At 67.7% G+C, this 20,423-nt stretch carries 15 protein-coding genes and 1 pseudogene; 9 read left to right on the top strand and 7 right to left on the bottom strand.

Annotation, left to right across the window (positions count from 1 at the left end):
• Positions 1-37 precede the first annotated feature (37 nt).
• The 4 genes from ACIP79_RS40985 to ACIP79_RS40970 form a co-directional block, all read right to left on the bottom strand.
• A complete protein-coding gene (locus tag ACIP79_RS40985) occupies positions 38-1,069 on the bottom strand; it encodes an AAA family ATPase (RefSeq protein WP_401232694.1) in 1,032 nt (343 codons plus the stop codon).
• Entirely contained in the window at positions 1,057-3,219 is a 2,163-nt protein-coding gene (locus ACIP79_RS40980; RefSeq protein WP_401232691.1) for a transposase, read from the bottom strand. The genes ACIP79_RS40985 and ACIP79_RS40980 overlap by 13 nt, the downstream gene beginning before the upstream one ends.
• The gene (locus ACIP79_RS40975) at positions 3,216-4,013 is read right to left on the bottom strand and encodes a TnsA-like heteromeric transposase endonuclease subunit (protein ID WP_401232810.1); all 798 of its coding nucleotides are present in this window, start codon (positions 4,011-4,013) and stop codon (positions 3,216-3,218) included. The genes ACIP79_RS40980 and ACIP79_RS40975 overlap by 4 nt, the downstream gene beginning before the upstream one ends.
• 467 nt (positions 4,014-4,480) lie before the next feature.
• Positions 4,481-5,512, bottom strand: coding sequence for a hypothetical protein (locus tag ACIP79_RS40970; protein ID WP_401232688.1), 1,032 nt, complete (start codon positions 5,510-5,512; stop codon positions 4,481-4,483).
• Between the two features lie 848 nt (positions 5,513-6,360).
• Here ACIP79_RS40970 and ACIP79_RS40965 point away from each other — a divergent pair.
• The 8 genes from ACIP79_RS40965 (at position 6,361) to ACIP79_RS40930 (ending at position 17,343) form a co-directional block, all read left to right on the top strand.
• Positions 6,361-7,995 (top strand): helix-turn-helix domain-containing protein, encoded by a 1,635-nt coding sequence (locus ACIP79_RS40965; protein ID WP_401232685.1) that lies wholly within the window; start codon positions 6,361-6,363, stop codon positions 7,993-7,995.
• A 183-nt stretch (positions 7,996-8,178) separates the two neighbouring features.
• Positions 8,179-8,775, top strand: a complete 597-nt coding sequence (locus ACIP79_RS40960; RefSeq protein WP_401232682.1) for a helix-turn-helix domain-containing protein — start codon at positions 8,179-8,181, stop codon at positions 8,773-8,775.
• A 26-nt stretch (positions 8,776-8,801) separates the two neighbouring features.
• Entirely contained in the window at positions 8,802-10,937 is a 2,136-nt protein-coding gene (locus ACIP79_RS40955) for a hypothetical protein (RefSeq protein WP_401232807.1), read from the top strand.
• The gene (locus ACIP79_RS40950) at positions 10,937-11,662 is read left to right on the top strand and encodes a helix-turn-helix domain containing protein (RefSeq protein WP_401232679.1); all 726 of its coding nucleotides are present in this window, start codon (positions 10,937-10,939) and stop codon (positions 11,660-11,662) included. Before ACIP79_RS40955 ends, ACIP79_RS40950 begins: the two co-directional genes overlap by 1 nt.
• A gap of 398 nt (positions 11,663-12,060) precedes the next feature.
• The gene (locus ACIP79_RS40945) at positions 12,061-12,750 is read left to right on the top strand and encodes an HNH endonuclease family protein (protein WP_401232676.1); all 690 of its coding nucleotides are present in this window, start codon (positions 12,061-12,063) and stop codon (positions 12,748-12,750) included.
• 2,663 nt (positions 12,751-15,413) lie between these two features.
• Positions 15,414-15,587, top strand: a complete 174-nt coding sequence (locus ACIP79_RS40940; RefSeq protein WP_401232673.1) for a hypothetical protein — start codon at positions 15,414-15,416, stop codon at positions 15,585-15,587.
• Positions 15,588-16,006: 419 nt separating this feature from the next.
• Positions 16,007-16,396 carry a hypothetical protein gene (locus tag ACIP79_RS40935; RefSeq protein ID WP_401232670.1) on the top strand — a complete coding sequence of 130 codons (390 nt, stop codon included), beginning with the start codon at positions 16,007-16,009 and terminating at the stop codon, positions 16,394-16,396.
• A gap of 137 nt (positions 16,397-16,533) precedes the next feature.
• Positions 16,534-17,343: an SAM-dependent methyltransferase gene (locus ACIP79_RS40930; protein WP_401232669.1), complete on the top strand. Its 810-nt coding sequence runs from the start codon at positions 16,534-16,536 to the stop codon at positions 17,341-17,343.
• A gap of 31 nt (positions 17,344-17,374) precedes the next feature.
• Here ACIP79_RS40930 and ACIP79_RS40925 read toward each other — a convergent pair whose 3' ends face one another.
• From ACIP79_RS40925 to ACIP79_RS40915, 3 genes and pseudogenes are all read right to left on the bottom strand, one after another.
• Positions 17,375-18,292: a DUF5753 domain-containing protein gene (locus tag ACIP79_RS40925; RefSeq protein ID WP_401232666.1), complete on the bottom strand. Its 918-nt coding sequence runs from the start codon at positions 18,290-18,292 to the stop codon at positions 17,375-17,377.
• 81 nt (positions 18,293-18,373) lie between these two features.
• Positions 18,374-18,607: a DUF397 domain-containing protein gene (locus ACIP79_RS40920; protein WP_401232663.1), complete on the bottom strand. Its 234-nt coding sequence runs from the start codon at positions 18,605-18,607 to the stop codon at positions 18,374-18,376.
• A gap of 260 nt (positions 18,608-18,867) precedes the next feature.
• Positions 18,868-19,723: pseudogene (locus tag ACIP79_RS40915) on the bottom strand (IS256 family transposase); the annotation flags it as partial.
• A gap of 182 nt (positions 19,724-19,905) precedes the next feature.
• Here ACIP79_RS40915 and ACIP79_RS40910 point away from each other — a divergent pair.
• Positions 19,906-20,367 carry a GFA family protein gene (locus tag ACIP79_RS40910; protein WP_401232661.1) on the top strand — a complete coding sequence of 154 codons (462 nt, stop codon included), beginning with the start codon at positions 19,906-19,908 and terminating at the stop codon, positions 20,365-20,367.
• Positions 20,368-20,423 lie beyond the last annotated feature (56 nt).

Genomic DNA, 20,423 nt, shown 5'->3' with positions numbered 1-20,423 from the left:
CGGCGGGAGGCCCGGGTGGGGCCTTCCGCCACGCCGGTCAGTTGCCGGGGCCTTGCCGCCGGGTGGCGCGCGCCACGTTCGTGGCCTGGACGTCGAGGAGCACCTGGGACAGCTGTTTCTTCGTGATCGCGAGGCTTCCGTCCAGGATGGAGCGGATCGCGGCCTCCCTGACAAGGAGGGAGAGACTGGCCATCACGCCGCCGGTGCGGAGATGGATGTAGGCGGCGTGGCCCACCAGCGTTCCGGGCCGGTGACGGGCCAGCCGCAGCGCCCCCTCCATGTCGCCCAGGAGCGTGCGCCACATCTTCTTCTGCTCCGGGGTGCCGTTGAGCAGCGGGGGAGTGCGCAGGAGTTTGCAGCGAGCGGCGAGCTGGGCACCGCGGGGCCCGGTCAGCAACGGTGAGTCCTCCACGTTGACACCGGCCAGCACGAACGTCGCAGGTACTCGTTCCATCAGGGTCTTGACCTGGTCGGAGGTGTCGGCGCCAGGCCGGGTACGGGTGTTGAGCAGGTGCACGTCGTCGATGAACACCAGCCGGGTGCCCCGCTCGTACAGGACGTGGCACACGGCGTTGGTGATGGTGTATTCGGTCATCCGGTCGTGGACGGGAATGCCGGCGAATCGGGCGAGGACCTTGGCCAGGTTCCTGGGCGTGTAGGTGGGCGGGACGGAAGCGAACAGCACGGGCATGGACCCCTCCAGGCCCGGCCGGCGGCGCCGTTCGCTCAGTTCGAAGGACCGACCGAGTTCCATGAGCGTGGTCGACTTTCCCGCCCCCGGCGGCCCGGACACGATCAGCCCCCGCCGGGCGGTACCCGGCTGCTTGTTGTTCACCAGCAGAGTCACCCTCAGCTCCGCCTTCGCCCGCTCCATGGAAGCCGTCTTGAGGGTGACGAACTCCGAGTGGTAATCCAGCAGCCTCGTACGGTCCCAGGACGGGTCGTCCACCGGAGGAGCGGTCACCCGCAGACGGCAGACGTACTCCTGCCACCGGACGCAGTCCGTGACCGCGCCGGGAGTGACCTCGCCGTCGGAGAAGTCGCCCACGGCAGCAGTTACGGCAGCCACTGGTCCTCCTCAAGGTCCTGGTCACTGAGGATGAGAGACCCTCCCGAGACATGGCCGGCCTGCGGCCCGTCACCGGCGATGCGCTCGTCGTCGTCCTCATCCGGCAGGGTCTCGTCGTCGGGATCCGGCGCCGCGTACACACCGGCCAGCCCGAACGACGGGGCGAGCACGTCCAGCATGCTGATCTCGCCCGCAGGCACCGGCACCGCCTCCGAGGCGCGGGACTTCGCCATCACCCGCCGCTCCACGCTGGACAGCTTCTCTTTGCCCGCGGCCCGCCGGAGGAAGGCGTCCAGGGCCAGGGCCAGTTCGGCCTCGTGTTCCTCACGCGAACCGGTGCGCTCGACCACCTTGCAGAGGTGTTCCCAGACATGGTGCGTGAACGGGAGGGCGACCGAGGTGGCGTGGATCCACGCCACCTCACGGAAACCCTCTGGCAGCCGAACCCAGATCCGGACTGGGTCGTAGGGGTTGTAGTGCACCTCCCACAGGCCCTTTTGCACCCGTACCCCGGAGTGCTGCCCGCGGTGTCCGTTGAGGCAGCTGCCGTCATAGGTGCGGTAGTCGAACCGGATACCGGCATCGGTGATCGGCTGCCAGCGCACCGGCAGCAGTTCCACGAAGTTGTCCGCCGACAAAGGCACCGGCACGTATCCGGCGACGGGCAGCAGCGCCGCCCACATCTGGTTCGGGCTGAGAGCCTTCTTCGGCATCAGTGGATGCCGCAGCCCCGCGTGCGGGCGGTGGTGCCAGTACACGAGGAACTCCTCCCACAATGCCTGGAGTTCAGCCGCGGTCCACAGCTGCTCCTGCTCGACTTTGGAACCACGCTCGCTCACATTTGAGCCGGTGTAGCCGGGCAGCCACTGGCAGAACAGCGAATTGATCGAACCGAATGACCTCTCCACATGGCCCTTGGCTGGCCCGTTGGCCGGAGGCACCGGCTGCAGCGAGATCCCCAGGCTCTCGCACGCGGCCCGGGTGGCCGCAGAGACGAACACCTTGCCCTGGTCGACCACGACCGTCTCGGGCACGATCACCGGACGGGCCGCCGCGTCCTTCAGCCGCCCGTCGATGCCAGTCAGCCGCTCGTGCGGCACGACCGAGGAGGCCATCGACAGCGCCGCGGACCAGCCGGGCCGCATCACCATCGGTGTCATCATCTGCGCCAGCAACACTGCCACGTCCGTCAGCTTGCTCCCCACCGGCCGCAGTACCCCCCACAGACCGCGCATGGCCACATCCACGGCGATGGTCAGCTCCAGCCGCCCCACCACCCCGTCGTCCAGGACCACCAGTACGTCCAGCGGCGAACTGTCCAGCATCACGATCTCGCCCGGACGCAGCGCCAGCGTCGGTGTGAACGGCGGGGCCGGACGGGCGGCTCGGGCACGCCGCTGTGCCACCGTCCCCTGCAACCCGAGGGATGACTCCACCGTGTCGAGGAGCCTGTTGAACGTGGACTGCGGCGGCACCTCGGCTGTCCGCCGGCCGGGCTCGTCGTGGTGGTCGTCCAGCCACCACTGCACCTCCCCGCGCATCCGCTTCTTCCACCCTCGCGACCGGGAGCGGGAAGCTTCGACAGGCAGCAGGACGCGCAGCGCCTCGACCACCCGGGGATCGGCGCGGGCCAGCCGCGCCGAGCTGCGACGCTTCTTGACCAGCCCCCACACCCCGTCCGCGTGGTAGCGCGCACGCCACCTGCGCACCGTCGCCCGGCTCACGCCCGTCCAGCCCTGCGCGGTCAGTTCGTCGGCCTTCGCCTGCTCACGCTGGGCCAGCGTGGTGGACGCGGGATCGTACTCAGGCCTCACCGACGCCGTGCCGTCCGGGGCGGGACGCCCCGTCTCCACCTCACGGACGTGCCGCTCCAGTTCGAACGCACGCCACTGCTCGCCCTCGGATACCGTCGACAGCAGGCCCATCTGCGGTACCCGCAGACGCGGCGGACCCCCGACCGGCTCGAACGACGCATCGCTGAGCAACTCCGCCAGCCCGAACACCGCCAGCGTGTCCTGCCCGTCTTCCTTCTCCGTCCCGGACAGCCAGACCCGCGCACCTGACACCGAGGATGCCTCGATACCCGCGACGGTCCATTCCCGGCCGCCGTAGCGCACGCCGGTGCCGGGCCTGAGCCGGGGCCCGCTCACTGCCCGCTCTCCTTACATGCCACTGCCACGGTCCGCTCGTGCAACGGGCGCTCCAGCGGCACGCTCAGCACACCCACCCACAGTGCGTGGAACACCGACGGCCACACCGCGATCGGATCACCCAGCAGCCGCACCCCCTCGGCCAGCACCGTCGGCGCCCGGAAACACTCGACCACCTCCGGCAACCGGTCCTGCGCATACCGCGGATGCCGATAGCCGGCAAGCCAGCGCACGTTGGCCTCCACCGTTGACTGCGGTGGTGCGATCAGACGGTAGTGCCAGCCTGCGGCGGCCGCAGCACGCTCCAGGTGGGCGGCCCGCCAAACCAGCCGCCGCCCCGCCCCGAACCGGCTCGCACAGTCCACCAGCAGTCCGCTGCCGTCCGTCAGACGTGCCATCAGGTGAGGCACGTGCGACACGGTCCTGCCGCTCCGGCCGCGCCACGACAGTTCCACCGGCCGGCAGGCCATGGCCGTCACCCCTGGATCATGATCCAGCATCATGAGCTGCGTGCGCATGGCCTTGAAACCGTGGTGCACCAGGCACCTGTCTGTCGCGGACCAGTACCAGCCCGGTGCCGAGCGCCGCCCCTTGCAGACAGGGAACCGCCGCACCGACAGGCACTCCTCCAGCCGCTGTTCTCCGGCTGTCTCCAGCCAGGGCAGTTCGTACTCGGTGCCGTCCGGGCGGATGAACCGTGCGGTCACGTGTGCCGGATCAGCGAAGCGACGGCTGATGCTCAGTGGCGGTGGAGAATCAGCCTGCCGGTGTGCTTCGAAAGACAGAGGGATCACGAACAACTCTCATGTAGGCAGGGAGAATCGGGACGGAAGTCACTGCTTGCAACGCAGGGCAGACGTCTGACACACGCAATGGAGACGTCAGCCGGACGCACGACGGCGAGCCGTGGTTCGCACGCCGCGCGCACACCAATAAGGCGCGCGGTCACAAGAAGCGGAAGCAGAGCGGATCCAGCGCCATCACCGATGGGAGCGCTTTGGGGCAGCAGCAGACATGGTGAGCTCTGAGTACGGCATAGCACCGTTCGTGAGGGAGCTTGCGCGTCGCCCGATAGGACATGCCCGCCAAGGCAACCAGCTCTCGTGAAGTTTCTTGCCCTCGACCAGGTGCTCAACGATCCTGTCGCGCAGCGGCCGTCGGTATGAGCGTTCACGGGAGGTAGGCACGAGCCATTCCACTCGCTGCCTTGCGCCTGTCGGCTGTCGGCTGTCGTAGGGTCAGCTGAAGTAGCCGCAGTGGATCAGGGCAGATCGCCAAAGAGAGTGTCTTGGACTGGCGGTGCGTTGCGCGGGCGGGGGAGCGGGCGGCGCTGATCCCTCGGCGGTGGGGATGTGCCGGCCGCGCCGTCGGTCAGCGCGTACCGGCAAGCGGCGCGCAGGTCGGGCAGCTCGAGCTGCGCGCCCATGAAGCCAAGGAAATCCGCGACGTTCCAGTCGATGAGAGCGCCCTGGCGAGACAGATACAGCCCCACGGATTCGATGGAGTAGCTGTCGCTGTAGTCCAGTAGAAGGTAGCCAGCGAGCTGGTAGAGCTCAGCGCGACCCATTCGTTCCGGACGGATAGTGGCTTTACAGTCGATCAACTGGCCGCGGAGTATGAAGTCGGCGTCGGCTCCTCCTACATGGAGGCTGCCGTCGAAGACTGGCCCGCAGACGCGCTGCGCGGCGGGCAGCTTCCGCAGGCCGCCGAAGGGCCCCGGATGCGCCGCCAACGCCATCTGCCGGCGAATGTCGTCGACGACGTAGGCTGGCACGGCATGGACGATTTCGTCCAGCGTCGCTCCGGGCCGACTGGAGCCCAGGCTGTTGCCGCGCACCCATCCCACGTGGCGGAAGATTGCCTCAAAGCTCGAGGCAACGTGACACAACCGCACCAGACGCTCCTCCGTCTCGGATCCGAGCTCCAACGGCTGACCGTCGCTGCTTTCGTACTGTTCCAGTTCCTTGAGTAGGACCGCCCCCGCTGCCTGCACCGTGCTGATGATGGCGGGATCCGGCCAGCCGTCGTCGTCGATGACCGCCCGCACGAGGCCTTCCTTGATCGGCTGACCGGTGGGTGCTCCGAGGCTGATCCGCAGTCGGTGGTCGATTGTGTGGCCCAGCATGCGGTATTTCGGCCGCCGCTCCGTTGTGGCAGCGGGTTTCACCGGCGCGGGATAGCGGGCCAGCCGCCTGCGGTAGTCGGATAACAGGCCATCGGTACCAGGCAGATGCTCGGCGAGGAACCGCGACATCACCGACGCCTGGTCCTTAAGGGACGAGGTGAGACTCATGGGCGCATCCTGGCGCACCCGTCCGGCAGCGCATGCGGTGTCCGGCACGGTACCGGGCGGTAGCCGAAACTTCACGCCATCCCGGCTGTAATGGGCGCACGGACGCACTGTCAGACCCGGCCGCTACAGTGCCCCGCTGCTTCCGCGAGGACACCAGTCCGAGCTCGGACCTCGCTTGACGGCGGAGCCCTCCAACCTGCGCTGATGATGGAGCGAACACCAAGATGAGGCGGGAACGTCCAGGTGGCGCCCGGCAGTGCAGTGGGCAGTCAGCCAGGCATCGGTATCAGGGGCGAGGGGCGGACGGCCGAGTGCTACACGCGTTGCGTCCCAGTAATACATGGGAACAAATGACCGAAAGAATCACGGTGCACCTAGCCCGCCTTTAAGTTCGGCGTGTGTTCAAAACGCCACCCGTGTCAGAGCACATCGGAGCCATACGCCGTTGACATGCCTGACCTATTGGCGCCGAGGCCGCTACCGCGAACTGGGCTCCTTATGCAGCGCACACGCCCGCCACAGCCCATGACAGGTGCGCCCTGCCGACACCGCGAGCAAGGGGCATGAGGGAGATTCGCCGCCCGCCAGGCGGGCTCCCTCTGGCTGTATCACCATCCACCCCACCGCCTGGTTGTCGCGCTCGCCTACCGCACTTCATCCGAGTTCTTGGCGAGCACCCCGGCCTCGGACACCGAGCCGGCTTCAGTGACGCGGACGAGTCCTTGCCAGCGCCACCAGCAAGAGCTTCCGGCTGACGAATTGAGGCCAGGCCCGCACCGTCCACGTCACCAACGCTTACCGCCACCTCTCAACACCGGCTCCACGCCGTACCGAGAAAGATTCAGACGATGAGCAGACACTCCGCGATCGACGACCTCCTCGCCACGTGCCATCCTCTGCCCGCACCCGCCGAACGCAGCCGTCTGCGTACCAGCCTTGCCCTCACCGCATGTGCAGTAGCCCACGCGGTCGGTGTCGACCCCGCCACGCTCCACGCGTGGGAAGAGGGACAGGCCGAGCCGCAAGGACCCGCCCGTGACGCCTACGCCTACTTCCTCACACGCGCCCGCACCTGCGCTGCCGATCAAGCCCAAGCTGCCAGCGAGCCCCACCTCACCATCAGCCGACCGGCGCCCGACACCCCTGCCGACTTCTTGCCGCAGCGCGCCTCGTGCGTGCTGTGCGGAAATCCGGCCACCGAACAAGTGGACGGCTATCCGCAACACCTCACCGTTGCCGAGTGCACCAAGGCAGCCACCCCCGCACCGGCCCTCAGCCTGTCCAGGCCCGAGGCGACACCCAAGCGCCTCACCCCGCGCCCCCGCTCCGGTGTATCGCAACGCTTCAGCAGCCGTCAGGACCCGATTGGAGATGCTGTCGTTACAGCCCTGGACACCCACAACGGTAATCAGCACCAAGCCGTCGCAGCACTCACCGCGCGCGCAATCCCCGACGCCATACGGCTGCTCGATGCGTGCCGAGTGGGCGCCCGATACGACATCGTCCGACACCCCGCACTACCCGAGATGCTCCGCAAGCCGTCCCCGCACGCACCTGACCGCGTCTGGGAGGCACGCCCTGACTGGCAGCGTGCACAGGCATCAGAGCGGACGGATCAGGTGGTGACACTGAACATCAACGGTGCTTTCCTAGCCGCTTTGAAGACCCATCTTCCCCTCGGCAAGCTCCAGCCCACCGCCCCTTACCCTCACGACCGGCGTCGGGCCGGCATCCATCTCATCACCCCCTCAGCCTGGGAACATGACGCCTACCTACCCGATCCTCTTGGCCCGCGCACTGAGCCCGGACCTGTCTGGATCACCGAGTCCACTCTGCGGCTCCTGCTGCGCTTATCGAGCTCTCAACATGCGCGGTGCGAACCGCCGGTCATCCACGAGTCCTACACGTCCGGGTCCACCGAGAATCTGCTTGAGAAGTTCCGCACCACTCTGCGCGACGCCCGGACCCGGGCCCTCGACGAGGAGGACACAGTCACGCTGGAGTACGTAAAGGCCCTATACTCCCGATTCGTCTCCACCCTGGGGGAGCCGACATCAAACGGGGATCTGCGCCGTCCTGACTGGATGCACATCATCCGCGCACAAGCCTTCGCCAACCTGTGGTCCAAGGCCTACAAGGCATACACCGAAGGCCTGACCCTCCTGAGGGTGCGTGGCGCGGACGAACTGCACCTGCAAGGAGAGTGGCGACGAGTCTTCCAAGAAGGGCGGGACCTCCCCCAGGTCGAACTGAAGGACACCTACGACGTCGCAACGCTGTACCCCACGGCAGAGTCGACAACGCAGAAGATCTGCAACGACCCATATATCGAGAAGCGACGCTACGAGTATGCGGGCGGACGCTACGTGGGCTGCCGCAGCTGCGGGGGAGACCTGTGCACCTCGTGCCGGACCGCCCACCTTGTGCCGGCCGACATCCCGTACGAGCACAACGACGACAACGTCTGCCCGGCGTGCCGATAGACGGCTCAGCAACCGCCACCGAGTCGATCACCGACACCGCGCACAACAAGCCCGTGTGCTTCGGCAGCGCAGCAAGGGCTCAACATCCCCTCTGCCATCTGATGACGGTTGAGGAGCGGCGGAACGACTGATAACTTCAATCCCTAATCAGATATCAGAGTTCGGTTGAAGGTAGGTGGGGAGATGCTCTTGACGACGGGGCAGGCCGCGGAGGAGCTCGGCTGCGCCGTGACGACCTTCCGCCGCCTCGTCCACGCCGGTGTCCTTCCAGGCCTGGGCCGACGGGGAGTTCGTGTAATGGTGCCGCTGGAAGCCGTCCAGCAGCTCCGAGCACGTCAGTCCGCCTCCCTGCACCATCTGCCGGGGTCCGAACTCGCGGTGCTGCGCGTCGATGTAGCCCGGCCTGTCCAGGAACCCGACCGCCGATGGATCGGCTTTGCCGCCACCCTGCCGCCCACAGACCTGGTCAAAGCGCTACGTGGCTGGTGGCGCTGCGACGCGCCGAGCGTCGCAGCGGCGGGCGTACTGCCCGTGACTCTGTCCGGCTATGTCGTGGCCGTGCTGACAGGCCTTGAGGAATGGGAAAGAAACGGGCAGGGCCAGCACGCCTTCCCACAGGCGCGGCTGGCCGGCTACGTCACCGACCTGGTCACCCCGGTCACACAGGTGACGGCTGAGAGTGAAGCCGACCGGAAACTGGCCGACCTGCTGCTGGGCACCCGGCTCACCTCCCACTCGGGTGGAGCGATCGCCTACGTGCCCACCCACACCACCGCCTGAACTGCCGCCGGTATCAAGGGATCGTGATGGACGCACAGAAGTACACCGCCGCTCTCGCCGACCTACGCGGCGTACGGGACGAGATCAAGAAAGCCCGGGCGACCCTGGCACGGCTTGAGGCACAACGGGACAAGCAGATCGGGCTCCTGGCCGGCCACGACAAGGCGAAGGCGGAACGGATCGCCCCGGCAGCTGGACTGAGCGTGGCCGCGGTTGTCGCGCTGGCTCCCGCATTGGCTCCCGACAGCCTCGCGACGGCCGAGACCACCCCACTGCGGCCTCACCCCGAGGCTCCAGCCGTCGCTACCAGCGGTCCTGCCCCGGCCGCACCCGAGCCTGCCACGCAGGCGGCAGTGCTGGCGCCCGCGGCGGAGGCTCCCACCCCAGCACAGCCCGTCGCCGAACCACCTCTGGCCGCTGCAACAGATGTCGCTCAGGACCCTGCCCTCGTGAACCCTTCAGCCGCAGACACACCGCGCGACCTCCCGTCGATCCCCGACGGAGCGGCGGGCAACAGCTGGTTTACGCACACCCCGAACCTGCTCTCCACGCCACCGAACTTCACCCAGCAGGCCCGCTCCACGGTCTTCCTGGACACCGACACCGGCGTGCTGGTGCACCGCCAGCAGACCCACCGCCTCGACCTTGGCGACGCCTCCGTCGCCGCCATCCTGACCGCCGTCTTCCACGTCCTGCCCGAGGGTGTGGAACGCATCTACATCACCGCCGGCGACCCCTGGCACCGTGACGCTGACCGCTACCCCTACCTGCGGGACGCGGTCGCCGCCTGGCTGAACGCCCCCACACCAGGCTGGCGCACCGACACCGGCCGCGGCCGCGACCGGATGGCCGGACACTTCGTCCACGCCCGCAACCCCGTCGGCCGCTACCAGCGCGACAGCGGCGAGGACCACGTCGAAATCCGTTCCGTGGGGGAGTGGTTCGACGTCGACGGCGCCGACCCGGCAACCGTCCGCGACGCCTTCGTCCTGCTGTGGCAGGCCCTGCGCCGCCACTGGAACGACGCCGTCATCATGGGCTCACCATCCCAGACCGGCCGTGACCTGTGGACCCGCACCATCCCCCAGCGCGGACAGCATGCCGAAGGCTTTCCCGTCCTGTCCGAGGAACTGCGCGGCCTGTTGCACGCCACCGCGGGCCAGGGCCGCAACGAGCTCCTCACCCCGCCCCGCGTCCCCGAGCAGCTGCCCCAACTGGTCGAGTACGACCGCACCTTCGCCTACGCCAAGCACACCTGGAAATCCCCGGTCGGCACGCCCCGCCGTATCACCGCCCACACCTTCGCCGCCTGGTCGCAGAAAGAACAGACCCGGGCCCTGTACGGCTGCGGACACTGGCAGGTGAGGGTCACCGTCCCCGACACCTGGAGCCACGTCGGCATCCTGCCCGCCCCCGCCCCAGGCGACCGCTCCTGGCACTACCCGGCCACCCCCGGCGCCACGTTCACCACCTGGGCCGGCGGCCCCGAAATCCACACCGCCCTGGCCAACCCCATCACCCCGTGGAAGATCGAAATCCTCGACGGCATCCTCTGGGACGACGGCAAACCCCTCGACGACTGGGCCAAGAAACTCAAAGAGACCTGGACCAACCTCTCCGCCCAGGCCCACTTCCAGGGCGACCCGCAGCAGGCCCGCGCCGCCCACCTCGCCTCCCGCGCCGTCCGCGCCATCCTCCTCTACGGCATCGGCGCCTTCGCCCAACGCCCCCGCATGGTCACCGGAACCACCCCCCGCACCATGGAACGCGACGTCCCCCCGGACGCCGAAATCATCGGCTTCGACGACGAACTGATCACCTGGCAGAAACCCACCGGCTTCAGCCGCGACCCCAACGCCCACCCCGAATGGGCCGCCGCCATCTGGTCCGGCGCCCGCGCCGCCCTCCTCACCCAGCGCCACCGGGACGACGACACCTACGCCGGCGCCCTGCACACCGAGCCCGGCAGCGTCGTCGCCTTCCGCACCGACGCCCTCTACCTCACCGCACCCCAACACTGGCCCCACCACCACCAGCCCGGCGACTACCTCCTCAAAGGCCACCTCACCAGCCCGGTTGCGGCACCCACCACAGAGGAAGAACTCCTCGCCCTGCGCGATGCCGGACGCACCGCCCTCACCCAGCGCGGAGGACAAGCCTGATGCCGCCACGCCCCCGCCGCAGACGCCCCGCCGCACAGAGCCAGTTGAACGAAGCCGCCCAACTCGCCGACCAGCTCCAGGCCGCCGGCTACACCAAACGCGACATCGCCCGCATCATCAGCCGCGATCCCTCCCTGGTCTCCCAGTTCTACACAAAGAACAAAGGCGCAGCCTTCGTCCCCGCCCTCCAACAGGTCCTGGCCGCCGTCCAGATGGGCGGCATCACCGACCTGCCCGAACTCGCCTCCCTCGCAAGCCGCCACATCACCCGCCGTACCACCGCCAGCGGCGCGAAAGCCCGCGTTCGCAGCAAAGCCGTCCTGATCACCCCCACCGGCACCGGCACCGGCCGCGTCGGAGCCCAGGCCATCGCCTCCGGCTCCGCCCGGCTGCGCCCCCTCATCGCCGAAGCCGCCCGCCAAGGCCTGCGCCTGGCCTTCACCGTCCGCCTCGCCAGAACCGGCTACCTGCACCCCTCTGGCAGCCGCACCGACTCTCCCGGCATCCGCCGCGCCGTCATCCAGCGCGCCGATCACACCGAGGAGCGCTCCTACGGCTCCGCCCAGACCGGCGGCCAGGACGCCGCCGACTTCGCCCGCCGAGTAGATGCCGCGGGCGGCGATGTCACCGCCGCCGTCCACCAGTGGCTGATGGAAACCGGCCGCATCCGCCCCGACGCCCACATCCTTCACCTGGAAGTGCGCACCTGGCGTCCGCACCGGTGACAAGGATCCCTGCGCGCGCAAGAAGACCACACCCCCGCGAAAGCCGGTCCGATGCCCGCGGCACTGCCTAGAACGCCGCCACACCCGGCGTCGGAGGCGGGGACTCATCGGAATTCCACGGTGGTGCAGCAACTGAGTACTGCTCCCGTACCGCCGCACGCCAACTGCGCTGCGAACGCCCGCCCGGTCACCTCAGCCGTTCCCCGCACGCCAACGCAGAGCCACCGCTCTGCCGCACTGCCGATCATGCTCGGCATCCCTGCACCGCGGCCTCGGGACTGCGCGACTATCCGACTTACCGCCCGGACGAGTGAGCCGGTGGCCAAGCACCAGGCGAGGCAGCTGACACCCCGCTACGAAGACCACGAACCATCTGTGATCTTCGAAAGGGATACACCGTGCATTTCACCCGCACCACCGTCGCCGCCTTCTCCGCTCTCGCCGTACTGATCGCCCCGGCTGCCACCGCCCACGCGGTCCCCGCCGCAGACAGGACGATTGCCGACCCCGGCGACACGGTCACCCTGCCGGTCCGCGATGCCCTCAAATCCCTGCTGATCAGGGACGAGAGCCGTACCGGATACGAGCGTTCCAAGTTCCGGCACTGGACCGACGCGGACCGCGACGGCTGCAACGCGCGGATGGAAGTCCTCCTGGAAGAGGCGGTCAACGCCCCCGAGCAAGGACTGAACTGCACACTCACCGGGGGACTTTGGTACAGCGCGTACGACGACGCCTACTTCGACAGCGCCCGCAAACTCGACGTTGACCATCTGGTGCCGCTCGCCGAGGCCTGGGACAGCGGGGCATCCGGCTGGAACACGAAGGAACGTGAGGCCTACGCCAACGATCTCCACGACACCCGTGCGCTCATCGCGGTGTCCGCGGGGAGCAACCGGTCCAAGTCCGACCAGGACCCCAGCACGTGGGTCCCGCCGTATGAGGGCTACCGCTGCCGGTACGTCTCCGACTGGGTCGCCGACAAGACCCGCTACCGGCTGGCGGTCGACCCGAGCGAGGAAGCCGCGCTCTCCGAGATGCTCACCCGCTGCCCGAACGAGCCGATCACGGTCACGCTCGCCCGGTAACGGCGGCCATGTGGCGGCGGGGCCCCGCCGCCGTAACGGTAGTGCGGAGCCCCGGCTGGACGGGGGAGACCAGCCGGGGCGGTAGGTGGTGGCGTGCGGAGGGCGGTCGCCTCGCGGCGGAAGGCTCCATGGGGCTTCAGCCGGACGATCGTCCCCATGGGCTGTAGGTGAGGCCCGGGGACACTGTCCCCTCCGCAGCCACACACTCATGAACCGTCACCTGCTTCCGTTTGTTCCGGCGCGTCGGAGCAGGTGGCCCGCGGTGTGCGGCCTCGCCGGGCCTGTTGCCGCTCCGGGACTGCCGCCCGCTGGTCACCCAGAGGAGGGCCTGTCACCAGGGGCCTGCCGGGACCCCCGTAGTACGGATATGCGTGTCCAGGCTCGGGCGCCCACGCGGTGACGGCGGGGCTAGCGAAGCAGCCGCTGGTGCGCGGCGGCCGGTCTGCGGCCACGCCTCGTCGAGGAAGACCGTGTCCCAGGGCACCCCGCATCGCCCCGATACTGTCTGGTCAGCCCGCTTGCCGGACCGGCGGGCGTTGGCATGAGGACCACCAACGTGCCCTGCGTCCCTGCGGCTCCTTCTTGCACCGCAGGTTCAGCGGTCGGGGAAGAATCCGCCGCCGGGCCAGCCGGCAACGCAGGAGGCGAAGACGGCTGTCCCCACGGCAGCAGTCCGGACAGGGCTGAGATGACATGACTCAGCCCCAGCAGTGTCTGAGCCACATCTGCCCGCTCGGTTCGGTTCAGCGCGGCAACGGCGACACCTGCGCACAACAGCACGATGGCCGCCAGAGCGGCAGTACCGAAAACAGCAAGCCAGAACGGTACGCCGAACGCGGCGCTGCCGACAGGAACAGACAGAGTGATCAATGAATAGCCTCCAAAGGGGGACGACGAAGGCCCCCGGCGGCTGGCAGATTCCGGGGGCCCTGAGGGGCGGCACATATGACAAAGGCTCCCACTCCTCAAATTCGAGGAAAAGAGAGCCAGCAAGCACTTCGGGCGCTTCTCAGCGCCCGATGAAGCAGAACTATAGCATCGATCCCGTGAGGGTCAACTGGCCAGCTCAACAGGCCCGTTGACCCCTTCGGCACCAGTGGGGAGCACCCTGCATGGCTGCGCCGCCGCAGCCCGATCGTCTGTTGCGCCAGGCTTCGTCACCGCCGGACAACCGATGCGCCGGTCTGCCGACGGACAGCGCCCGGGGCACTCTTGGAGGCGGCCGGTGTGAGAGACCAGACGCGGACGATCGCCTGATCTGCCGTGGGACGGTCGTCCAGGACGACAGTGGTGACACCGGCGCCGTCGCCCTGCTGGGCTGCGCGGCGGCAATGGTTCCCCTATGGGCTGGTAGACGGCTGTGGCCAGCGCCCAGGTTGCCATGTCCTCGGGGACGTTCCGGTGAAGGGCCCGCATCGTAGTCAGCACCGCCAGCAGTGACCGGCCCGACAGATAGGTCTCGATCTGGCCGTCCCCGCTGTCACTGATGCGGTCGGGCAGCCGAAAATGCGGGTGACCGGCCCTCTGATCGAGCAGGAACTCCCAGCATCCGCTGAGATGCGAGTGTGGGACAGGTCGGTGAGCATCTTCTCCTGGCGCCGCCGCAGTTCCCTGTTCTCCTCGCGCAGCCCGAGCGTCCCGCCGGAGACCGTGTCCAGGATCTTGCGCCGCGGCTCGTCCTGATCTCCTGGTGGAACGCGGTCAGTCCGGTTCGCCGTTACCCCCGGTCGACCAAGCCCATCCCTCCTCACGCGCAGATCGAGCAAGGCGCTGCTTTCCAGCCTTCGACGGGGACGGACAGCGGCAGCGGCCAGCCCGCAACGCCCGGTGGCTGAGTGGTCGTTGCCGCCCCGCCCTTCCGGCGCGCGGTGAGAACAGTGACACCAGCCTTCTCCCTGCGGACAAGCGCATGTCCGGCTCCTGGCCCGGTCCATAGGAAATCACTGGATTCTCCGGCTCGGACTGGGGTCCAAGTCCGCTCGCTCCAGGCGCGCCTGACCGGCCGACTCTACCGGGAGGCCTGCCGGTGCGTGCGAGGGTGGCTCCCGTGCGGGGCGGATGTCTTGTGCCGAGCCCGAATCGTGGCGGGCAAATGGTGGCCAGGTTCCCTGAAATCTTGCACGCCTTTTGCATCTGCACGTGCAGATTTGAGGAACTGGACATTCCGTCAGACCCTGTGGGGCGGTGAGAGAAACGCACATTCGCTCTAATCTGACGAAAGGTCAATCATCCTGCCCTCCGGCCTTTTGTGTGCATCGGAAAAACTCTGCAGGCAATGCGCCTCTCAGGGGACGAATGAGTGACATGGATGATCGAATATTGATCTCAAACGATCCAGAGCGGTCTACCGCGCGGAGGGTGGCCAAGCAGTGTGTTTCGATTAGCCCAACGCGGTTCCGGAGCCGTCCTGTTGCACGGCACGAACGTGTAGCGAGCCCCGTCGGGGACCGCTAATGTGACCGCGTCACCACGACAGCAGCGCTGTGGGAACGCGGTGGCCACACGCAAAAGCCCCGGGGTGGTGAGACACCCTGGGGCTCGCGCGATCAATGGAAGGAGTACAGACTCACATGATTGACCGATTTGACCGGGGACGGGTTGAAGCACCCCCTGTCATCAGCGAAATTAGCATTCCGTGCCAGTGGGGTCCACAAACTCGCCAGATGCGCATCTGGAGTGTGGAACTCGCCCTTGGACTGCTCCTCGCGGCCGGTGTCCTGGTATGGCTCTCCCTCGCAGAAGCCGAAGGGGCCGTCCTCGCTGTGGCCGGAGGCATCCTGGGAGTGGCTCTGAGGAGCCCGTCCAGCATCCGCTACCTGCGCATCCGTAGCGACTGACGATCCACGGCTCGCCCCGCTGACGACTCAGCAGGGCGAGCCTGCCTTCACGGTCTGCGGCAGAACGTTCCGCAGAACCCGGCCCATTGCTGACAGCAGGACCATTCCGGCGCAGCGCGCCGCGGAGGAGATCGGTACACCTCCGGCCTCCTCCGCGGCTCTCCTGCCGGCCGCCGACCCAATGGCACCGTCTCAGTCTCCGTACGGCTGCGTCGCTCCCGGCCGTACCCGATCCGCTGTAGAGGACGAACTCCGTGCACCCCGCCCCTCGGCCCTTAGCGGCAGACACTGCCCGCTGCCCCCGGACTGCACCCACCCCTGCCGCCTCCCTTGACTTCACTGCCTTCCTGGACCTGACCTATCCCCGCTACCTGCGCTACGCGCAAGCCCGCACCGGGGAAGCCGAAACCGCTCAGGAGGTGGTCGACGACCTCTTCGACCACCTTGCGGCCATCTGGCCGCAGGTGCTGTCCAGTTCCGGTCCCGCTGCGGTCGCCTGGCGCCTGCTGCGGTCGGCACTGGCCGGCCGTGCACGCTGCTGCTGCGCCGCCCCCGCGGGGCCCGCCCACCACGCGCTGCCCCCCATCCAGGCCGACTCCCTGGTCCTGCACCACCTCCTGGGCCTGGAGCCCCAGGAAGCGGCGGACCTCATGGGCGTGCGGCCCTCCGTCATGCAGGGCCTGATCACCTCAGCAGAGCGCGCCGCCCCCGACTGTCTGCTCGCACACCTGAACCAGAACGGCACCCAGCGCACAGCGGCCTGCGGCGCCGCCGGCTCAGTCGCGCACCACGACCGCGCGCCGCTGTAACACCCGTGGCGCTCTCCGAGCGCCGGATTCTGCCCAACGTCGCCCGTTCGTGGCCTGTGCCCGTGTGAACTGCGCCTCTACGATGAGCAGTTCACGCAAGGCAGTGGCACATCGTGCCGCATCGGGGAGGACTACCTATGGGTGAGCGCATGCCGGCGGACCGGGAAATCGACGTGACGACACCGAGCGTGGCGCGCATGTACGACTGGCTCCTGGGCGGCACGGACAACTATGCGAGCGACCGCGACGCCTGCGAGAGCCTCCTGAAGATCGCACCGAGCAGCAAAGACCTCGCCCTGACCAACCGTGCCTTCCTGCGGCGCGTCGTGCACTTCCTGGCCCAGGAACGCGGCATTCGGCAGTTCCTTGACCACGGATCGGGCCTGCCCACCCGGGACAACGCCCACCAGGTCGCCCAACGGGCGCACTCCGATGCCCGCGTGGTGTACGTCGACAACGACCCCATCGTCCTGGCCCACGGCCGCACCATGCTCGAGGAGAACGCCCAGACCGCCGTCCTGTGCGCCGACATGTGCGACACCGACCTCATCTTCGACCATCCCGACACCCGGCGGCTGATCAACGACAATGAGCCCACGGCCGCCCTGTTCGTCTCCGTCCTGCACTGCCTGCCCGACCGGGACGACCCGGCCGCTCTCCTGCGCCGGGTCGCGCAGCGTCTGGCCCCCGGCAGTTACCTGGTGGTCTGCCAGCTCGTCAGCGACGACGAAGACGTCCGTCGCGGCGTCACGGACCTGATGGCCGCCGCCACCGGCGGCCACTGGGGAAGAGTCCGCTCCAAAGCCGAGGTGACGGCGTTCCTCGAAGGCTGGGAACTACTGGAGCCGGGACTGGTCGAAGTCAGCACCTGGCGCCCCGACTCCGACCTGACGGTATGGCGCTCCGGCAACGAATGGGAAGAATGGGGCGGCGTCGTCGCCCTCTGACTCCACCCCCGCTGCGCCGAGGCGATCGTGTTCAGCCCTGCCGGTAGCCGTCGATCGCCTCAAGCAGCAGGTCCTCCGTGCGCTCACGGGGAGCGGCTCGGTCCATCAGCCGGTTCAGCACGAGCCGATACGTTTCCGTCTCGGCCGGGCGCGTGAGATAGGTGGCGTTGTCGATGCTCTCCACGTAGACGACCTCCGCCGGCCCCCCGTCGCGCAGACGCAGATGGGTGATCGGGTAAGGGGGGGATACGTCACCGCTGTTGGCGAACTCGACGATGCGGATGTTGATGCCGGGAATCCTGCCTATCTCCAGCAGCTGCTTCAGCTGGTTGCGCATCACCGCTGCTCCGCCGCGGGGCCGTCTGAGGACGCCCTCGTCCAGCAGCGCGGTGACGTGGGGGCGGTCCTCCTGCTGCAGGATCCGCTGACGCTCCATCCGCAGGGCGACCCGGCGTTCGTTGGAGGCGTCCAGGGGAAGCGCTGCCGACACCACCGCGAGCGCGTACTCCCGTGTCTGCAACAGCCCCGGCACCACGAACGCCTCGTAGGTGATGATGCGCTCGGCGCCCTGCTCGAGACTGATCAGACGCCGCAGAAAGCCGGGGGTCACATCGCTGTACTGCTTGTACCAGGCGCCGTTCTGAGACTGCGACAGAAGATATTCGATCTCTGCCATCTCTTCCGGACTGGCCCGGTAGAAGTTCGCGAGATCGCGTACGTCACGCGTTTTGGCCGGGTTGACCGCCCGCTCCAGACGGCTGACCTTCGCAGCCGACCCCCGGATCACCTCGGCGGCCTCACCCAGAGTCAGCCGGTGATCAAGGCGCAGCCGGCGAAGTCGCTCTCCCAGCAGCCGGGCTGCGGTCTCCGGTGGCGACTGCTGCCGCGAAAGAGACGTCACCGACGCGGCACGAGCCTGCGGGCCATCCGATCCGACGCGCACATACACTCCTCCGCGAGACCAACGCTTGTCCGAGTCTCCCAGAGTTGAGCTGCGAGCGGGGCCGGACAAGCACTGGCCTACGCCGAGTTACGCACTCAGCTCGTCGAACTCACCGTTGCGGGCACCGGCCACGAACGCCGCGAGTTCGTCACGCGAGTACACCAGAGCCGGGCCGCCAGGATGGCGGGAATTGCGCAGGGCGACGCGCCCATCGGGCAGCCCGGACACTTCCACGCAGTTGCCCGCGCCCTGGCTGGCTGTGCTCTTCAACCACACGGCATCCTTGATCTGGTCGGCGGCAACGCCATTCTCGTAGTGCATGCCAGTCTCCTCGTGAGGGATGAGAGCCGCCATGATTTCTCATATGCAATTGCATGGCGGGTATGCCATGCAAAGAGTAGAGGCGCCTCCGGCGGCCTGGAAATCCCTCGAAAGGGTTCTCTGAGCGCTGTGGTGCATCCAATGACGAACCCAGGCAGGCAGCATCGCCGGACCAAGCTCGCCGAGGGCCGGCCCTGGCCACCGAACTGATCCAGGCCTACCGTCGGCGGTGGTCGTGTCCCTTGACGTGATGCAGGCGATCAACCGTCGGTGGTGTTGGGGAGTGCGGGGGCGCTTTCGCCTGGCTCGGTGGGGTAGATCTGGTCCATGCTGCCTTCGGGTAGGTAGAGGCCGGGGGAAAGCGATCCACGCGTCGTGCATCTCGAAGAGCACGGTGGTGACCAGCCGCAGGAGGGCGTCGTCGTTGGGGAAGACCTGGACGACGTCGACGCGGCGTTTGATCTCGCGGTTTATCGGCTCCAGCGGGTTCGTGGACTGAACCTTCTTCCAGTGCCGTTCCGGGAAGGCGGCGAAGGCGGTGAGGTCGTCCTTGGCGTCCAGGAGCATCCGTTTGACCTGGGGAAACTGTGCGCCAAGCATGTCGGCGACCGTGTCGAGCTGGTTGCGGACTGCATCCTGGTCGGGCTGGGCGCAGATGGTGCGGATGGTCGCGGCGACCATTTCCGCGGCGTCCTTGGGGGATCACGCCGAAGACATTGCGCAGGAAATGAACCCGGCAGCGCGGGTAGGCCGAGCCGATCATGACCTTGCGGATCGCCTTGACAAGGCCCGAGTGGTGATCGCCGAGCACGAGCCGGACACCGCCCAGGCCGCGTCACGCAGGAACTGGGTCCAGAACATTTCGGTCTCGCTGTCGCCGACCATCACTCCCAGCACCTCGCGGCCGCCGTCCTCGGTTATGCCGGTGGCGATCACCACGGCCCGGGAGGCGATCTGGTGCGCGACCCGTGCCTTGCAGTAGGTCGCATCGAGGGACGTAGGGGAAGCGGGGGTGGTCCAGGGGTCGGCCGCGGAACGCGGTCAGTTGGGTGTCCAGGTTCGCGCAGATCGTGAGACCTCGCTCTTGGAGATCCCGCTGTCTGCACCCCGTGCCTTGAAGGGCTGGAGCAGCGGCTTGCCCGCCGTCCCTCGTCGTGGTTCAGACGGACCCGGGACGGACGTCCTGATCCGTGGGGTTCCTGCCCATTACTGAGGGGCTTCGCACGAATTGAGGATGCACTCTGGTCAAGCAAGAGATGCGCCCAGGGGGCATCGGCAGGAACTTGAAGGAGCAAGACATGTCGGATAACTTTACGGGCGGCTGCGAATGCGGCGCCATTACATACGAGTTGAGCGAAGCGCCCGACTTCGTCGCGAACTGCTACTGCAAGGACTGCCAGAGATCGTCCGGCGGCGTCATGGCGACCTACTTCAGCGTTGCCCAGGACGACTTCAAACTCCTCAGCGGCAGCCCGCGTCCCTACCCCTATGTGGCGGACAGCGGGAACACGCTGGAACGCAACTTCTGCCCCAATTGCGGTGACCGGGTCTTCACCGACAAGCTCTCGGGATTCCCGAGCCAGGTCTTCGTGATGCTCGGCAGCCTCGACGACCCTGAAAGCATCAAAGCGCCGATCATGGAGATCTTCACAGCGCGCCGCATCTCCTGGACCAAAGCGCTTGATGTACCGCAGTATCGCGCCCGTCCTGACGCAGACCCGCAGTCCACAGAGGGACGTATGCCTGGGGGCTGTGGCTAGTAGTGCTTGGTCAGGTCAGTTGTGGTTGAGCGTTTCCTTCTGGGTCGGTATTGCGT

Source organism: Streptomyces sp. NPDC088747, from assembly GCF_044751025.1.
GTDB lineage: Bacteria > Actinomycetota > Actinomycetes > Streptomycetales > Streptomycetaceae > Streptomyces.
The sequence above is the reverse complement of the archived record's forward strand: the minus strand, read 5'-3'. Positions and strand labels throughout refer to the sequence as shown.

What these genes read in the sequence shown, in the direction of transcription:
- ACIP79_RS40955 (WP_401232807.1), top strand. Translation starts at nt 8,802, where the DNA reads ATGGACGCACAGAAGTACACCGCCGCTCTCGCCGACCTACGCGGCGTA.
- ACIP79_RS40920 (WP_401232663.1), bottom strand. Translation starts at nt 18,607, where the DNA reads ATGCACTACGAGAATGGCGTTGCCGCCGACCAGATCAAGGATGCCGTG.
- ACIP79_RS40965 (WP_401232685.1), top strand. Translation starts at nt 6,361, where the DNA reads ATGAGCAGACACTCCGCGATCGACGACCTCCTCGCCACGTGCCATCCT.
- ACIP79_RS40950 (WP_401232679.1), top strand. Translation starts at nt 10,937, where the DNA reads ATGCCGCCACGCCCCCGCCGCAGACGCCCCGCCGCACAGAGCCAGTTG.
- ACIP79_RS40960 (WP_401232682.1), top strand. Translation starts at nt 8,179, where the DNA reads ATGCTCTTGACGACGGGGCAGGCCGCGGAGGAGCTCGGCTGCGCCGTG.
- ACIP79_RS40970 (WP_401232688.1), bottom strand. Translation starts at nt 5,512, where the DNA reads ATGAGTCTCACCTCGTCCCTTAAGGACCAGGCGTCGGTGATGTCGCGG.
- ACIP79_RS40910 (WP_401232661.1), top strand. Translation starts at nt 19,906, where the DNA reads ATGTCGGATAACTTTACGGGCGGCTGCGAATGCGGCGCCATTACATAC.
- ACIP79_RS40940 (WP_401232673.1), top strand. Translation starts at nt 15,414, where the DNA reads ATGCGCATCTGGAGTGTGGAACTCGCCCTTGGACTGCTCCTCGCGGCC.
- ACIP79_RS40930 (WP_401232669.1), top strand. Translation starts at nt 16,534, where the DNA reads ATGGGTGAGCGCATGCCGGCGGACCGGGAAATCGACGTGACGACACCG.